General features: G+C 72.2%; 12 protein-coding genes. 9 read left to right on the forward strand and 3 right to left on the reverse strand.

The features are described from left to right. Positions 1-31: 31 nt before the first annotated feature. Positions 32-592 (forward strand): DoxX family protein, encoded by a 561-nt coding sequence (locus E1262_RS13655; RefSeq protein ID WP_132103690.1) that lies wholly within the window; start codon positions 32-34, stop codon positions 590-592. Here the strand turns inward: E1262_RS13655 and E1262_RS13660 are convergent. Further along, entirely contained in the window at positions 582-1,193 is a 612-nt protein-coding gene (locus E1262_RS13660) for a TetR/AcrR family transcriptional regulator (protein ID WP_132103691.1), read from the reverse strand. The two genes, E1262_RS13655 and E1262_RS13660, sit on opposite strands and share 11 nt — an antisense overlap. Positions 1,194-1,256: 63 nt before the next feature. On the opposite strand from E1262_RS13660, the gene E1262_RS13665 reads away from it, so the two are divergent. Next, a complete protein-coding gene (locus E1262_RS13665; RefSeq protein WP_132103692.1) occupies positions 1,257-2,159 on the forward strand; it encodes a DMT family transporter in 903 nt (300 codons plus the stop codon). A 75-nt stretch (positions 2,160-2,234) separates the two neighbouring features. Here E1262_RS13665 and E1262_RS13670 read toward each other — a convergent pair whose 3' ends face one another. Next, on the reverse strand, positions 2,235-3,980 hold the full coding sequence (locus E1262_RS13670) for a glycerol-3-phosphate dehydrogenase/oxidase (RefSeq protein ID WP_238992924.1): 1,746 nt from the start codon (positions 3,978-3,980) through the stop codon (positions 2,235-2,237). A gap of 241 nt (positions 3,981-4,221) precedes the next feature. Here E1262_RS13670 and E1262_RS13675 point away from each other — a divergent pair, with 241 nt between their 5' ends. From E1262_RS13675 to hisN, 5 genes are read left to right on the forward strand one after another with little or no spacing between them, the layout of a single operon-like run. Continuing rightward, positions 4,222-4,938, forward strand: coding sequence for an MIP/aquaporin family protein (locus E1262_RS13675; protein WP_238992925.1), 717 nt, complete (start codon positions 4,222-4,224; stop codon positions 4,936-4,938). 50 nt (positions 4,939-4,988) lie between these two features. Continuing rightward, on the forward strand, positions 4,989-6,497 hold the full coding sequence (gene glpK / locus E1262_RS13680) for a glycerol kinase GlpK (RefSeq protein WP_132103693.1): 1,509 nt from the start codon (positions 4,989-4,991) through the stop codon (positions 6,495-6,497). Between the two features lie 40 nt (positions 6,498-6,537). Beyond that, the gene (aroA, locus tag E1262_RS13685) at positions 6,538-7,839 is read left to right on the forward strand and encodes a 3-phosphoshikimate 1-carboxyvinyltransferase (RefSeq protein ID WP_132103694.1); all 1,302 of its coding nucleotides are present in this window, start codon (positions 6,538-6,540) and stop codon (positions 7,837-7,839) included. Further along, positions 7,839-8,849 carry a ribosome small subunit-dependent GTPase A gene (gene rsgA / locus E1262_RS13690; RefSeq protein ID WP_132103695.1) on the forward strand — a complete coding sequence of 337 codons (1,011 nt, stop codon included), beginning with the start codon at positions 7,839-7,841 and terminating at the stop codon, positions 8,847-8,849. The genes aroA and rsgA overlap by 1 nt, the downstream gene beginning before the upstream one ends. A 19-nt stretch (positions 8,850-8,868) precedes the next feature. Continuing rightward, the gene (hisN, locus tag E1262_RS13695; RefSeq protein WP_238992926.1) at positions 8,869-9,669 is read left to right on the forward strand and encodes a histidinol-phosphatase; all 801 of its coding nucleotides are present in this window, start codon (positions 8,869-8,871) and stop codon (positions 9,667-9,669) included. Positions 9,670-9,854: 185 nt separating this feature from the next. Here hisN and E1262_RS13700 read toward each other — a convergent pair whose 3' ends face one another. Next, complete coding sequence (locus E1262_RS13700; protein WP_132103696.1) at positions 9,855-11,132, reverse strand: AI-2E family transporter; 1,278 nt, start codon at positions 11,130-11,132, stop codon at positions 9,855-9,857. Positions 11,133-11,300: 168 nt separating this feature from the next. Between E1262_RS13700 and E1262_RS30325 the strand changes: the two genes are divergently transcribed. Next, the gene (locus tag E1262_RS30325) at positions 11,301-12,158 is read left to right on the forward strand and encodes a hypothetical protein (RefSeq protein ID WP_162605893.1); all 858 of its coding nucleotides are present in this window, start codon (positions 11,301-11,303) and stop codon (positions 12,156-12,158) included. Positions 12,159-12,191: 33 nt separating this feature from the next. Next, positions 12,192-14,906 (forward strand): sigma-70 family RNA polymerase sigma factor, encoded by a 2,715-nt coding sequence (locus E1262_RS13710; RefSeq protein WP_132103697.1) that lies wholly within the window; start codon positions 12,192-12,194, stop codon positions 14,904-14,906. The last annotated feature ends 233 nt before the right edge of the window (positions 14,907-15,139 follow it).

Genomic DNA, 15,139 nt, shown 5'->3' on the forward strand with positions numbered 1-15,139 from the left:
GCGGGCGCCGGTTTCGTGGTAGGCAATGTGTATGAGCCTCGTCCGAATGATCGCCCGCCCGATGCTCGCGTCGATCTTCATCGTCCAGGGTGCGAAGAACCTGCGCGACCCGGAGCCGGGGATCCCTGCGGCCACCACCTTCGCCGAGAAGTTCGGGCCCACCCTGCAGAAGCGGGTGCCGCAGCTGCCGACGGACCCGAAGACGCTCGTCCGCATCAACGCCGGCGCGCAGGTCGGCGCCGGGCTGGCGCTTGCCACCGGACGCTTCCCGCGGCTGGCCTCGCTCGTGCTGCTCGGCTCGCTGATCCCCACCACCATGGAGGGCCACCCCTTCTGGACCGTCGAGGACCCCGCCCAGCGCAACACCCAGCGCGTCCAGGCCATGAAGAACGTCGGCCTGGCCGGCGGGCTGCTGCTGGCCAGCGTCGACACCGAGGGCAAGCCGGGCCTGTCGTGGCGGGCGCGGCGGGCGACGAAGGACGCGAAGCGGGCGACGAAGACGGCCAAGCGCGAGGCGCGGCTGGCCGCCAAGGCCACCGCCGGCCAGGCCAAGGCGGGCCTGCGCTCGGTGCAGCACCGCGTCACACCCTGACGCGCACCCCCGGCAGAGCGGCGGCGAGCAGGTCGGCGGCGGCCGCGCGGGCGTGCGTGAGCGCGTCCGGCCGGCCGCCGGCGGTCATCGTCACCAGGGCGCCCTCGTGCAGCAGGGCCAGCCTCAGGCCCAGTTCGGTGGCCTCGGCCGCTTGCACGCCGGCCTCGGTGACCAGCCGCACGTAGAGCTCGCGGACCGTCTCCTTCTCCGCCCGGATCACCGCGACACCCGGGTGGTCGGTACCACCGATCTCCGCGAACGCGTTGACGAACGCGCAGCCGCGCTCGGCGTCGCGCTGCCACTCGGCGAGCGCGTCGTATACCGCCAGCACCCGCTCCGGGCCGGGTTCCGGCGCGTGCTCGTCGAGGTGGGTGGCGACGAACTCGCGCCACCGCTCGAACCGGCGGCTCAGGTACAGCGCGACCAGTGCGTCCTTCGAGCCGAACCGGTCGTACAGGGTCTTCTTCGTGGTGCCGGCCGCCTCGGCGATCGCGTCGACGCCGACCGCGCGGATGCCATGCCGGTAGAACAGCGCGCTGGCGGTGTCGAGCAGCCGCTGTCCAGCCGGGGTGAGTTGTCCCGCTGGATGCCGACGAGCCACGAGCGCTCCTCCCAGCCAAGAGGACACTGACAGTATACCCACCGGTGTGTTTACATCGAGGGCATGACGGAGACGACGACCCGCCCGCAGCAGCGCACCTCGGCCGTGGACGTCGCGGCGGCCACCGCCCTCGTCGTCTTCTGGAGCTCCGGCTTCATCGGCGCCCGCCTCGGCACCCAGTACGCACCCGCCGACACACTGCTGTCGTGGCGTTACCTCATCGCCGCGGCGATCCTGGTGCCGGTCGTCGCACCCCGGCTGGTTCGGCTCGCCCGGCGCGACCTCGGGCGGCACGCCGTCGTCGGCCTGCTCGCGCAGACGTTGTACCTCGGCGGCGTCGTCACCGGCATCGGCCTCGGCGTACCGGCCGGCACAACCGCGCTGATCGCCGCGTTGCAGCCGCTGGTCGTCGCCACCGCCGCCCGTCGGCTGCTCGGCGAGGCGGTGAGCGGACGGGCCCGGCTCGGGCTCTGGCTCGGCCTGGCCGGCGTCGGCATCGTCATCGCCGATGACATCGGCGCCGGCGGGTCTGCCTTGACCTACCTGCTGCCGGTCGGCGGCATGCTGGCACTGTCGGCGGGGACGGTGCTGGAGCAGCGCTGGCGGCCTTCGGGCGGCCTGGCGGCGTCGCTGACGGTGCACGTGGCGATCGCAGCGGTCGCGTTCACCGCCGAGACGGTCGCCTTCGGGCGGTTCACCGTCCCGGAGACCAGCGGGTTCTGGTGGTCGGTGGCGTGGGTGCTGGTGCTGTCGACGGCCGGCGGGTACGGCGCGTACCTGCTCGTGCTGCGGCGTGGCGGGGCTACGAGGGTGAGCAGCCTGCTGTATCTGACCCCGCCCACCACCGCAGTGTGGGCGTGGGCGATGTTCGGTGAGGACATCGGGGTTGCCACCGTCGTGGGGTTCGCCGTGTGTGCCGTGGCGGTGTGGTTGGTTCTGGGTCGCCGGGCATCAGTTGCTCCCTAGGCGTTTTCCCGCTTCACCAGGAACGCATATGCATGGGTGGTAGAGCGGGAGAACGCCTGTGCCTGGCCGCCGCCCTCAGACGACGGGTTCGGCGACTCCCGGACGGAACTCGGGAGCGGCCGAGCGGACGCCGTCGGCGGCTTGGTCGTCGGGCTCGTTCTGGGAGCCGCGCTCGGCCTCGACCCGCTTGCGGTAGACGTCGACCTCGCGGGCGATGGTCGCGTCGTCCCAGCCGAGGGTCTCGGCCATCAGCCGGGCGACGGCCTCGGCGGACTCCAGACCACGGTGCGGGTACTCGATGCTGATCCGCGTGCGCCGGGTCAGCACGTCGCTGACGTGCAGCGCGGCCTCGTGCGTGACTGCGTAGACGACCTCGACCTGCAGGTAGTCGGCCGCGCCGGGAATCGGCTGCAGCAGTTCGGGGCGGCCCTCGGCAGGGGCGAGCACCTCGTGCACCATCGAGCCGTAGCGGTCGAGCAGGTGGCGCAGCCGGTGCGGGTGCACGCCGTGCTCCTCGCCCAGCCGGTCGACCTGGTTGACGAGGGCGTGGTAGCCGTCGGCCCCGAGGAGCGGCACCTTGTCGGTGATGGACGGGCGGATCCAGCCGCGCAGGTCCTCGCGGGCCGCGTCGATGGCGTCCTTGGCCATGACCCGGTAGGTCGTGTACTTGCCGCCGGCGATGGCGACCATGCCGGGCGCCGGGCGGGCGACTGCATGCTCACGCGACAGCTTCGAACTCTGCTCGCTCTCGCCGGCCAGCAGCGGCCGCAGCCCCGCGAACACGCCCTCGATGTCGTCGTGCGTGATCGGCGTGGCCAGGACGGCGTTGACGTGCTCGAGGATGTAATCGATGTCGGCCTTGGTGGCCGCCGGGTGGGCGAGGTCGAAGTTCCAGTCGGTGTCGGTGGTGCCGATGATCCAGTGGTTGCGCCACGGGATGACGAACAGCACCGACTTCTCCGTGCGCAGGATCAGCCCGCTCTCGGCGGCGATGCGGTCGCGCGGGACGACGATGTGCACGCCCTTGCTCGCCCGGACCCGGAACCGGCCACGGGTACCGGCCAGCCGCTGCATCTCGTCGGTCCACACGCCGGTGGCGTTGACGACGACGTCGGCGGTGACCTCCTGCTCGGCGCCGGTCTCGACGTCGCGGACGCGGACCCCGGTGATGCGGTCGGCCTCGCGCAGGAAGGCGATGACCTGCGTCGACGAGCGCACGACGGCGCCATAGTGGGCGGCGGTGCGGGCGACGGTGAGGGTGTGCCGGGCGTCGTCGGCCTGGGCGTCGTAGTAGCGGACGCCACCGATGAGCGCGTCGTGGCGCAGGCCCGGGAACAGCCGCAGCGCGCCGGCCCGGGTGAGGTGCTTCTGGCCTGGAACAGACCGCGCGCCGCCCATGGTGTCGTACATGAACAGGCCGGTCGCGGTGTACGGACGCTCCCACCAGCGGTGCTTGAGTGGGTAGAGGAAGCTGACCGGCTTGACCAGGTGCGGCGCGATGCGGGTGAGCATCAGCTCGCGCTCGTGCAGCGCCTCGCGGACCAGGCCGAACTCGAACTGCTCCAGGTAGCGCACGCCGCCGTGGAACAGCTTGCTCGACCGGCTGGACGTCCCGGCCGCGAAGTCGCGCGCCTCGACCAGCGCCACCCGCAACCCGCGGGTGACGGCGTCCAGCGCGGCGCCGGTGCCCACCACGCCGCCGCCGATGACGACGACGTCGAAGTGCTCGGAGCCGAGCCGGTCCCAGTTCTCCCGCCGAGCCCGCGGCCCCAGCCGGCTGCTCGGGCCGGCGATCTCGGCCCGCTCGCTGTCACCGGTCACGTAGATCACGTCTCCTTGCAGCTCAGAGCGCGTAAAAGCGGTCGAATGCCACCAAGGTTCGACATGTCGGCGCGACCGTCAGCGGCACCCAGCAACACGCTACCCGCTCTGGTCCCGGAGGACGTAGACAGTTGCTCTACGCACCAGTAAGTTCCGGAAGTGACCCTTGGCAACGTTGCCGAGACCAGCCGGGACACCGGGGACGCCACGGCCGTTGTCGTCAACGGAAGCGGAGGTTCACATGGATCTGGACCTGAGTTTCGGCGAGATCTTCCTGTCCGAGTTCCTCGGCACAGGAATGCTCCTGCTCCTCGGTTGTGGTGTGGTCGCCACGGCCATCCTGGACCGGAGCAAGGGACTCGGCGGCGGCTGGCTCCTCATCAACTTCGGCTGGGGCCTCGGCGTGTTCGCCGGTGTCTACGTCGCATTCGAGTCCGGCGCGCACATCAACCCGGCCGTGACACTGGGCTTCGCGGTCGAAGGGCGGACCGCGTGGTCGGACGTCCCTGCCTACCTACTCGGCGAGCTGGCCGGCGCCATCGTCGGTGCCACGCTGTGCTGGCTAGCGTTCAAGCAGCACTTCGACGCCGAGGAGGACCCGGCCAAGAAGCTCGCCGTGTTCTCGACCGGCCCGCAGATCCGGAACCCGCTGTGGAACACGACGACGGAGGTCATCGCCACCTTCGTCCTGCTGTTCGTCATCTTCTCGTTCGCCAACTCGCCGGCCGAACTCGGCCCGCTGCCCGTCGCCCTCCTCGTCCTCGGCATCGGCGCCTCCCTCGGTGGCCCGACCGGTTACGCCATCAACCCGGCCCGCGACCTGGGCCCCCGCATCGCCCACGCGTTCCTGCCCATCAGGGGGAAGGGCTCGAGCGACTGGGGATACTCCTGGGTTCCCGTGGCCGGCCCGATCATCGGCGGCATCCTGGGCGGACTGCTCGCCCGCGCCGTCTACTGATCGCCCGACCCGGGCACAGCCTGCCCCGTACGACGATGTGAGGAGAAGGGATGACTCAGTACGTAGCCGCCATCGACCAAGGAACCACATCCACCCGGTGCATGATCTTCGATCACTCCGGACGGGTGGTCTCCGTCGACCAGCGGGAGCACGAGCAGATCTATCCTCAGGCCGGCTGGGTCGAACACGATCCGGAAGAGGTCTGGCGGAACACTCGTGAGGTCTGCGCGGGGGCGCTGGCGAAGAAGGACCTCGTCACCAGCGACATCGTGGCCGTCGGCATCACGAACCAGCGCGAGACCGCCGTCGTGTGGGACCGCACCACCGGCAAGCCCGTCTACAACGCGATCGTGTGGCAGGACACCCGCACCGACCGCATCGTGAACGAGCTGGCCCGCGACGGCGGGCCGGATCGGTACCGCTCCAGGACCGGCCTGCCGCTGGCCACCTACTTCTCCGGCCCCAAGGTGAAGTGGATCCTCGACAACGTCGACGGTGCCCGGGCCAAGGCCGAGGCCGGTGACCTGCTGTTCGGCAACATGGACACCTGGGTGCTGTGGAACGCCACCGGCGGGATGGACGGCGGGCTGCACTACACCGACCCGACCAACGCCTCGCGCACCCTGCTCATGGATCTGGACACGCTCTCGTGGGACGAGAACAACGCCGCCGACATGGGCATCCCGATGTCCATGCTGCCGGAGATCCGCTCGTCGTCGGAGGTGTACGGCAACATCCGTGAGCGGGGCGCGTTCGCCGGTCTGCCGATCGCGGGCGACCTCGGCGACCAGCAGGCGGCCACGTTCGGTCAGGCCTGCCTGTCGGTTGGCGAGGCGAAGAACACCTACGGCACGGGCAACTTCGTCCTGCTCAACACCGGGACTGAGCAGGTGATGAGCGAGAACGGGCTGCTCACCACTGTCTGTTACAAGATCGGCGACAACGCTCCCGTCTACGCGCTCGAGGGCTCGATCGCCATCACCGGCGCGCTGGTGCAGTGGTTGCGCGACAACCTCGGCATGATCGCGTCGGCGCCGGAGATCGAGGCACTGGCAAGCAGCGTCCCGGACAACGGCGGCGCCTACTTCGTGCCGGCGTTCTCCGGGCTGTTCGCACCGTACTGGCGATCCGACGCCCGGGGCGCGATCGTCGGTCTCACCCGGTTCGTCACCAAGGCCCACCTGGCCCGGGCGGTCCTCGAGGCGACGGCGTTCCAGACCCGCGAGGTCATCGACGCCATGAACGCCGACTCCGGGGTCGACCTGACGTCGTTGAAGGTCGACGGCGGCATGGTCGGCAACGAGCTGCTGATGCAGTTCCAGGCCGACATCCTCGGCGTGCCGGTCATCCGTCCAGTGGTCGCGGAGACGACGGCGCTCGGCGCGGCGTACGCGGCGGGCCTGGCGGTCGGCTTCTGGGAGAGCGAGGACGACATCCGCACCAACTGGGCCCAGGACAAGCAGTGGGATCCGGCGATGGACGACGCCCACCGCGAGAAGATCTACCGCACCTGGAAGAAGGCCGTCACGAAGACCTTCGACTGGGTCGAGGACGAGTAGCACCTGTCCGGTCATCGGGCACCGATAGGCTTGGTGCCCGATGACCGACACCACTGCCCCGCTCTGGCCTGCACCGACCGCCCCCGGCCCGGTGGATGCCACCGTCGTGCTGCCCGGCTCCAAGTCCCTCACCAACCGCGCCCTGGTGCTCGCGGCGCTCGCCGACGGCCCGTCGCTGGTCCGTCATCCGCTGCTCGCACGCGACACTCGGCTCATGATCGACGCGCTGCGCGCCCTCGGCGCCGGCATCGAACCGGTCGACGACGGCGTGCGCGTCACCCCCGCGCCGGTCCGGGGTGGCGTCGCCATCGACACCGGACTGGCCGGCACCGTCATGCGGTTCGTGCCGCCGCTCGCCGCGCTGGCCGACGGCGACGTCCGGTTCGACGGCGACCCGCAGGCGCGGCTGCGGCCCATGGGAACCGTGCTCGACGCGCTGCGGACGCTCGGCGTCTCGATCGACGACGGTGGCCGCGGGGTGCTGCCGTTCACCGTCGCCGGCGCCGGCGCCGTCCCCGGCGGCGAGGTCACCATCGACGCGTCGGCGTCGTCGCAGTTCGTCAGCGGGCTGCTGCTGTCCGCGCCCCGCTACGACAAGGGCGTCACCGTCCGCCACGACGGCAAGCCGGTCCCGTCGCAGCCGCACATCGACATGACGGTGGCCATGCTGCGCGAGCGCGGCGTCGAGGTCGACGACGCCGCGGCGAACACCTGGAGGGTCGAACCGGGCGCCGTCCGGGCCGTCGACACCGTCGTCGAGCCCGACCTCTCCAACGCCGCGCCGTTCCTGGCCGCCGCCGTGCTGACCGGCGGGACGGTCCGGGTGCCGCGCTGGCCGGCCGCCACCACACAGCCGGGCGCCGAGCTGCGCGACCTGCTCGCCCGCATGGGCGCCGACGTCTCGCTCGACGACGGCGTGCTGACGGTGCGCGGCACCGGCACAGTGCTCGGCCTCGACGCCGACCTGCACGACGTCGGCGAGCTGACTCCCGTCCTGGCCGCACTGGCCGCCGCCGCGACCACGCCGTCGCACCTGCGCGGTATCGCCCACCTGCGCGGGCACGAGACCGACCGGCTGGCGGCACTGGCCGCGGAGATCAACGGACTGGGCGGCGACGTCACCGAGACCGCCGACGGCCTCGACATCCGGCCGGCGCCGCTGCGGGCGGGCGTGTTCCACAGCTACGCCGACCACCGCCTGGCGCAAGCGGGCGCCGTCCTCGGACTGGTGGTGCCGGGCGTGCAGGTCGAGGACATCGCGACCACCTCGAAGACGCTGGCCGACTTCCCCGGCATGTGGGCGGCCCTTCTCGGCCGGTCCGGCGGGGATCCGGACGCGTGATGGCCCGGCGGACCGCCGCCTCCTCCTACGACGAGGGGGATGTCAGGGTCCGCCCGGGGCGTGGCTCGCGGCCGCGCAGCAAGCTCCGCCCTGCCCACGCCAACGCGACGTCGGCCCTGGTGATCGCCGTCGACCGCGGCCGCTACACCTGCGTGCTCGACGGGCGGACGGTGACGGCGATGACCGCGCGCGAGCTGGGCCGCAAGGCGGTCGTCGTCGGCGACCGCGTGGGCCTGGTCGGCGACGTGTCCGGCGCGCCGGGCTCGCTGGCCCGCATCGTGCGCGTCGAGTCGCGCTCCACCGTGTTGCGGCGCACCGCCGACGACGACGATCCGGTCGAACGGGTCATCGTCGCCAACGCCGACCAGCTGATGATCGTCACCGCCGTCGCCGATCCGGAGCCGCGGCCCCGGCTGATCGACCGCGCCCTGGTGGCGGCGTTCGACGCCGGCATCGAGCCGCTGCTGTGCCTCACCAAGGCGGACCTCGCCGACCCCGGGCCGCTGCTCGCGACGTACGCCCCGCTGCACGTCCCGGCCGTCGTGACCCGCCTGGCGCCTGGGTCCGACGCCGACGTCGGGGACGTCGAGCGGCACCTGCGTGACCGCGTCACCGTCCTCGTCGGCCACTCCGGGGTCGGCAAGTCGACACTGGTGAACGTGCTGGTCCCAGGTGCGGACCGGGCGGTCGGCCAGGTCAACGTCGTCACCGGGCGGGGCCGGCACACGTCCACCAGCGCGGTCGCGCTGCCGCTGCCCGACGGCGGCTGGGTCATCGACACGCCGGGCATCCGCTCGTTCGGCCTCGCGCACGTCGACCCCGACCGCCTCATCCTCGCCTTTCCCGACCTCGCCGCCGAGACCGAGGAGTGCCCGCGCGGCTGCACCCACGCCGACGGCGAGCCGGAGTGCGGACTCGACGCCGCGCTGGCTGCCGGCCGTGTCGACCCGGACCGGCTGGCGTCGTACCGCCGGCTGCTGGCCAGTCGCGACCGCCAGGCCGGCGACTGACCGTGTAGGTTGACCGTTCGTGGCCCACGACGACGACCTCCGCTTCGCCCACGTCCTGGCCGACGACGCCGACTCGCAGACGATGTCGCGGTTCCGGGCTGCTGACCTGCGGGTCGAGATCAAGGCCGACCAGTCCCCCGTCACCGACGCGGACAAGGCGACCGAGGAGGCGATCCGGCGCACCCTGTCGCGGGCGCGCCCGCGCGACGCCGTCGTCGGCGAAGAATTCGGTGCCGGCGGCTACGGCGCCCGCCGCTGGGTCGTCGATCCCATCGACGGCACCAAGAACTACCTGCGCGGTGTCCCCGTCTGGGCCACGCTGATCGCGCTGATGGTCGAGGACGCCGTGGTCGCCGGCGTGGTGTCGGCGCCCGCGCTCGGCCGGCGCTGGTGGGCGGCGCGCGGCACCGGCGCCTACACGGGCCGGTCGCTGTCCTCGGCGACCCGCTGCCGGGTCTCCGACGTGTCCGCGCTGGAGCGGGCGTCGCTCTCGTACTCGTCGCTGTCGGGCTGGGAGGAGCGCGGCATGCTGACCGCGTTCCTCGACCTGACGCGGGCGTGCTGGCGCACGCGCGCCTACGGCGACTTCTGGTCGTACATGCTGCTCGCCGACGGCGCCGTCGACATCGCGACGGAGCCGGAGCTGGCCCTGCACGACATGGCCGCCCCCTCGATCGTGGTGGAGGAGGCCGGCGGCCGTTTCACCAGCCTCGACGGCGTTCCCGGCCCGCTGGGCGCCAACGCCCTCGCCACCAACGGCCCCCTCCACGACGATGTCCTGGCCCTGCTGAACCCGGCGGATGATGACCGCCCGGCCTAGGTGCGGCCCCCGGACACGCGTCTCGCCATGAGCGGGCGTCGGCAATCGCATTCCTGTCGCCGAGCCGGGCCCGTCACCAGTATTTCTCGAGCGTCGACACGATTACAGGCGTAATGCGACACGAGTTTTCGTGGTGAACGTGATCATTTTGGCCCGGCGATGGCCGTCGGCCTGCCCACCCTGGCTCAGCCGGACGCGACGGGCGGCGGCCGCTCCCGGGTCGACGCCAGGTAGCTGCCGACGGTGTTGACCAGCGCGATGATCGGCACGGCGATGATGGCGCCGATGATCGAGCCGGCCAGGGTCCCGATGGCGACGGCCACCGCGACGGCCAGCGGGTGGATGCGCACCATGCGGCCGAGGATGAACGGCTGGAAGATGTTGCTCTCGATCTGCTGGACGACGATGAGCCCGGCCAACACGACGATGGCGATCAGGAGCCCCTGCGTCACCAGGGCGACCAGCACGGCGACCGTCCCGGTGACGAACGCACCGATGAGCGGCACGAACGCGCCGAAGAACACCAGCACACCGAGTGGCAGGGCCAGCGGGACCTGCAGGATGAACAGCAGGACGGTGATGGCCACGGCATCGAACAGCGCCACCAGGACCGTCCCCCGGATGTACTGCCCGAGCGTCAGCCAGGCGACGTCGCCGGCGGCGGCCGCGCGGGCCCGCGCCCGGGCCGGGAACAGCCGCACCAGCCACGTCCAGATGCGCTCGCCGTCGTAGAGGAAGAAGATCAGGGCGAACAGCGCCAGGGCCAGCCCGACCAGGATCTCGATGGCGACGGTGGCCGCCGTGGCCGCCTGCTCGGTGACGGAGCTGTCGTCCTGGAACAGCGCGACGGCGCGGTCGATGTAGCTGTCCAGCTGCGCCTCGTCGATGCTGAACGGCGGCCCGGCCAGCCAGTCGCGGATCTCCTGCAGACCCTCCTCGGCCTGGTCGACGACGTCCTCGAACTGGCCGCCCACGGCGTTGCCGACCAGCGTCAGCGACCCCACCACGACGAGTAGGAACCCGACGAAGACGACGGCGGCAGCGGGCCCGCGCGCCCATCCGGCCATCCGCAGCCGGCGGACCAGCGGTTGCAGCCCGGCGGCCAGCAGCAGCCCGGCCACCAGCGGGAAGATCACGACCCGCAGCTCCCACGCCAGCCAGCCGACGCCGGCCACCGCCGCGGCGATGATGATCAGCCGCCAGCTCCACTCGGCGGCGTCGCGGACCACCCGCGGCACCGGGTGGCCGTCGGGGGCGCGCGGCGCGGGCGCCTCCGCGGGCGGCGGAGGCACCGGGCCGGGCCCGGGCGCTTTGCCGGGTGTCGTCGCCTCGCCCAGCGGACGCGGCGCACCGTCCGGCTGCAGCGCGGGGTCGCCGTCGGGTGGCGCGGCCTGCTGACCGGCCGCGGCAGCTTGCGCGACCCGCTGGCGCACGTCGGTCAGCCAGCGGGTCAGTCGCACCATGCGCTCCGGCACAGGGTCAGCCTGACATACGCACCCGGCGGTCCGGACGATGCGGTCGGGGCGGCCCGCGAAGTTTTCTGCCGCACCCGCGTCATGATGCGGCGTGGCCGCCGTCGTGGTGGGTGCAAGGGTCGGACGAAGCGTGCGCGAGAACGGGGAGTTCCGAGGATGACGATGTTCAACCACGGCGAGGTTCCGGTGACATCGTTGCTGGCCGCCTGGCTGGATCGGCCGGTGCCGGCGAGCGCGCACGAGGACGGCCCTGCACCGGAAACGAGCCGGGCGGAGGCGACCACCGGGGAGTTGCCTCCGCCCGGCGTCGAGGCCGTCGTGGACGCACTGACCGCCGACGAGCCCGACCCCGAGGACGTCGAGCACGGTCTGACGGTCTTCGCGTGGGAGCGCGCCGCCACGACCGGCGACCTCACCTGCCTGCTGGACGAGCTGGACGAGCTGTGGGACGTGCTCGAGGCGTCGGCGGGCGCACCACTCCCCCGCGCGACGGCGCGGCACCGGCTGGTCGACGCCTGGGTCGACGCGGTCGCCGCCGAGCGCGGCTCGCCCGGCATCGATCCGCTGTCCGGACTGCACACCGTCGGCTATCTCTACGGCCGGGTGCAGGAGCTCGACCGGCTGTCCGGGATCGAGCCGATGGCGTTGGTGCTGCTCGTCATGCGATGGGAGCCTGCGGACGGCCCGTGGCGGCGGATCGCCCGGGTCCTCCAGGCCGCGTCCGCGCTCCGTTCGCGCGTCCGTCCGGAGGCCACACTGAGCCAGGTCGGCACCGCGATGGCGCTGGCCCTGGTGCCCGACGATGCGCAGGCGCGGCTCGAGCGGATCTCCTTGACGAAGTCGGTCGAAACCGGTGAACTGAGCACAGCAAATGTGCGGGTCGACGTGTTCGCTGTCCCGGACTCCAGAGCACGATTGCCTGAACTCGTGACTGGGCTGCTTGGGGGGGCTAATGTCGATCATGAGATCAGGCCGCCCAGGTCTCGTCATTCAGGGAGAGGTTCCCTGGACTGAGCTGCCTGGGTGTAACCGGGATAGCGAGAACAGGTGACGATTCCAGCAGACGGCGCCAGCGACGAACAGCTCATCGCGCGCACGCGTGAAGGCGACATGGGCGCCTACGACGAGCTGTACCGCCGCCATGTTGACGACGCCTCCAAAGTCGCCCGAATCGTCACGAACAACAGCGACGAGGCGCAGGACGTCGTCGCCGAGGCGTTCACCCGGGTGCTCATGCGGCTGCGCGAGGGCGGCGGTCCCGACCTCGACTTCGCGCCCTACCTGAAGACGGTCGTTCGGCGGCTTGCCATCGACCGCCACCGCAGCTCGCAGCGCGACGGCTCGCAGACCGATCCCTCGATCCTCGACATCCTGCCGACCGCCGACGACGCCATGGCCCGCTCCACCGACCGCCAGCTGGTGCGGCACGCGTTCGAGACGTTGCCCGAGCGGTGGCAGCAGGTGCTGTGGCACACCGAGATCGAGGGCCGGTCGCCGGCGTCGCTGGCGCCCGCGCTGGGCAGCTCCGCCAACGCCGTCGCCGCACTGGCCTACCGCGCTCGCGAGGGCCTGCGGCAGGCCTACCTGGCGGTGAACCTGTCCGCCGAGGTCCAGCCGGAGTGCCGCCCATACGCGCCGAAGATCGCGTCGTACGTCCGCGGCACGCTGTCGGCACACGACACCCGCGAGATGAGCGCCCACCTCGCCACCTGCGCCCACTGCCGCGAGCGGCGCGACGAGCTGCTGCTGCTCGTGTCCGACATGCGGGGCATCCTTTGGCCGGCCCTGCTGCTCCCCGCCTCCGGGGTCGCCGCCGGTGCGGTGGCGGCCGCCGGCGCCGGCGCGACGGGCGGCGGCGTGCTGGCGTTCCTGTCGCCGGCCAGCTGGGGCAAGCAGGCCCGGCAGTTCGCCGCCGCCGGTGGCGTCGCGGCCGCTGCCGCCGCCATCGCCGTCGCGGCGTGGGCACTGACCAGCAACGACGACCCTGCCGATCCGCCCGCCGCCGCGCCGTCCGCCAGCGCCGAGTCGGACCCGCCGGCCGATGACCCGCCGGACGACGAGCCGGCCGACCCGCCGCAGGCGCCGCCGGAGCAGGAGGAGCAGCCGCCGGCGGAGCCGCCCGCGGACGAGCCGCCGGCCGACCAGCCGATTGCCGACCCCCCGGAGGAGGAGCCGGACGAGCCGGCCGAGGAGGAGCCGCCGGTCGACCAGCCCGAGGTCGAGCCGTCGCAGCCGTCCGAAACGCCGACCAGCGAGCCCACGGAGGAGCCGACCGAGGAGCCGACGCCGGAGCCGACGCCCGAGCCCACCCAGCCGCCGGCCGAGGCGCCGCCCACCATCGACCGACAACCCCCGCCCAACCCGGTCGTGGTCGCCGGTGAGGACGTCACGCTGACGGTGGCGGTCTCCGGCAACCCGCCGCCGGAGCTGCAGTGGCAGTACGCCGATCCGCCCACGGGGTCCAGTGGCGGGCAGCCGGCCGGCGAGCAGCCGCAGACGGCGACCGCGGAGACGTCCGGCCCGAGCTTCCTGATCGTGCCCACGTCGTCGGGCACGCCGTACGTCCAGTCCGCCGACGACCGCGCCGATGAGGTGCCGGCCGACGAGACACCAGACGGCAGCCAGGACGTGCCGCCGGAGGAGGACTGGGTCGACGTCGCCGGCGCCACCACCGACACGCTGGTCATCGAGGCGCCCGACCGCGACATCGACGGCCGCCTCTACCGCGTCAAGGCGACCAACCCGTTGGGCACCATCACCACCGAGCCCGCCGTCATCACCGTGCAGTACCCGCCGGCCATCGAGGAGCAGCCGCAGAGCGTCACGGTCGTCGAGGGCGGCACCGCGGTGTTCGAGGCGACCGCCGTGGCCAACCCGGACGCCATGACCATCACGTGGCAGGCGCGGCCGCCCGGCGGCGAATGGCGTTCGCCCGACACCACGCTCGCCACCAGCCGCCAAGAGGGCGTCACGTCGACGCTGAAGCTCACCGGCGTCGGCTCCGAACGCGACGGCTACCAGTACCGCGCGGTCTTCACCAACGAGGTCGGCGAGGCGACGTCCGAGCCGGCCACGCTCACAGTGCACTGGCAGCCGGAGATCACCGAGCAGCCCGAGTCCGTCGAGGCCGGCCCCGGCGACGACGTCGAGTTCACCGCGAGCGCCTCGGCCAACCCGGAGGCGACCTGGGCCTGGGAGAGCGCGCCGTCGGCCGACGGCCCGTGGACCCCGGTCCCCGACGCCACCGGCACCGGACCCGACGCCACGCTGACCCGCACCGGCGTCACGCTCGACGACGACCACACGCGGTACCGCGCCGTCTTCACCAACGAGCTGGGCTCGGTCACCACCGACGCCGCAACGCTCGAGGTCGTGCGAGCCGGCCGGTTCGAGGTCGACCTCGGCGAGCACGGCACCCGCTGCATCGTGGTCGACGGCGCCGACGTGCCGCGCGCCGGCGACTGCGCCGACGCGCCCAGCCGCGGCTGGGAGGTCCCGGGCGACGGCACCATCGTCTGGCGCGAGACCGGCGAGTGCCTCGACGGCGTCGCCCCGATCGAGGCGGTCGTCCTGGCGCCGTGCGACGACGGCGACAGCCAGCAGTGGAACCTCGACCCCGAGACGTCGGCCGCGCAACCGATCAAGAGCGTGAAGTACCACGCCTTCGTGCTCGACATCGAGCAGGTCGCCCCCGACGGCCGGGTGATCCTCTTCCCGTCGCACAACGGCATCAACCAGCAGTTCCGGTACATCCAGCCGTAAACAGGCCAGCACCTCGGGCCGGCCCGGTGAGCCCTCGTGGCTCGCCGGGCCGGTTCGTTCGTACGGCCGTCCTCATGCCTGTTTTCCGCTGCTCCGAACCGGTTCACGCGAGCCTTTCATCCGGTTCGTCCGGCCCTCAGAAATTCCTCGAGAAAATTCTTCGTCAGCCGCGTCATAGCCGACCCCGATCTCTGTCTTGTCGATCAAAGGCCCTGATCCACTCGACACGACGG

The sequence above is a fragment of the Jiangella aurantiaca genome (assembly GCF_004349105.1).
GTDB classification, from domain to species: domain Bacteria; phylum Actinomycetota; class Actinomycetes; order Jiangellales; family Jiangellaceae; genus Jiangella; species Jiangella aurantiaca.

Bases quoted from the DNA above. Each gene is read 5' to 3' on its own strand.
- E1262_RS13675 (WP_238992925.1), top strand. From the start codon at position 4,222: ATGGATCTGGACCTGAGTTTCGGCGAGATCTTCCTGTCCGAGTTCCTC.
- E1262_RS13665 (WP_132103692.1), top strand. From the start codon at position 1,257: ATGACGGAGACGACGACCCGCCCGCAGCAGCGCACCTCGGCCGTGGAC.
- E1262_RS13700 (WP_132103696.1), bottom strand. From the start codon at position 11,132: ATGGTGCGACTGACCCGCTGGCTGACCGACGTGCGCCAGCGGGTCGCG.
- aroA (WP_132103694.1), top strand. From the start codon at position 6,538: ATGACCGACACCACTGCCCCGCTCTGGCCTGCACCGACCGCCCCCGGC.
- rsgA (WP_132103695.1), top strand. From the start codon at position 7,839: ATGGCCCGGCGGACCGCCGCCTCCTCCTACGACGAGGGGGATGTCAGG.
- E1262_RS30325 (WP_162605893.1), top strand. From the start codon at position 11,301: ATGACGATGTTCAACCACGGCGAGGTTCCGGTGACATCGTTGCTGGCC.
- E1262_RS13655 (WP_132103690.1), top strand. From the start codon at position 32: ATGAGCCTCGTCCGAATGATCGCCCGCCCGATGCTCGCGTCGATCTTC.
- glpK (WP_132103693.1), top strand. From the start codon at position 4,989: ATGACTCAGTACGTAGCCGCCATCGACCAAGGAACCACATCCACCCGG.